Origin of the sequence: Prevotella conceptionensis 9403948 (assembly GCF_000312305.1) — a bacterium.
Classification (GTDB): Bacteria; Bacteroidota; Bacteroidia; order Bacteroidales; family Bacteroidaceae; genus Prevotella; species Prevotella conceptionensis.
Genome location: NZ_HE999519.1, coordinates 1 through 680 on the forward strand (window position 1 = coordinate 1; position 680 = coordinate 680).

The 680-nt window shown below is 50.3% G+C and carries 1 protein-coding gene; it reads right to left on the reverse strand.

Annotated elements, in window-relative coordinates; translation table 11 throughout:
- Window positions 1-680, reverse strand: a 680-nt coding sequence (locus BN93_RS16060; RefSeq protein ID WP_044261244.1) for a TonB-dependent receptor domain-containing protein, incomplete at both ends; no start/stop codon positions are given.

A 680-nucleotide genomic window follows, 5' to 3' on the forward strand; every position in this document is an offset into this window, starting at 1 on the left:
TGCCTGCCTGCATGGTGAGAAAGAACGACAACTCCCACGCACCTAGCTTGAAAGTGTTGTTCAATCCGCCCAAAACCTGCGGTTCTATAGGGCCGTGGTAGATGAGATATGTCTTTGCATACTGCGTGTCTAGAAAGTCGGCGCCTGCGTTTTTAGCGTAAGCGTTCTGGCTAGAAGGGTAGCGGCCGAAGTTGAAAGTGGGTAATCCGTTGCCGTCTAGCCCCTGGAAGTTGTACGAAAAGAGCGAACCCTTGGGATAACCCACGATGTTTCCGCGGCCACGTCCTGCCACCATGTCGAAAGCATTGGGTGCGTTTAGCAGGCGGGTAATTTCTTGATGCATTGCACTAAGCGTAAGGCTGGTGGTCCAAGAAAACCTGTCGGCAACAATGTTCTTGGTGTGTAGGCCTAGTTCTACGCCTCTTGTACGCATGTCGCCAAAGTTGGCGTACTTGTAATACTGACCTCCAACGCCCGAAGTGCGTACAAGGTCGATAAGGTCGAACGTGTTGGGTTGGTACAAGTCGATGGTTGCGCTGATGCGATTGTTGAACATTCCCAGTTCAATACCCAAGTTCAGCTCGTACATTTTTTCCCACGTCAGGTCGCGATTTTCAAGATGTTTGATGTTGAGTTTGTTCTCGCGGTTGTTAAAGTGGTAGCGGTTTACGATGCCACTT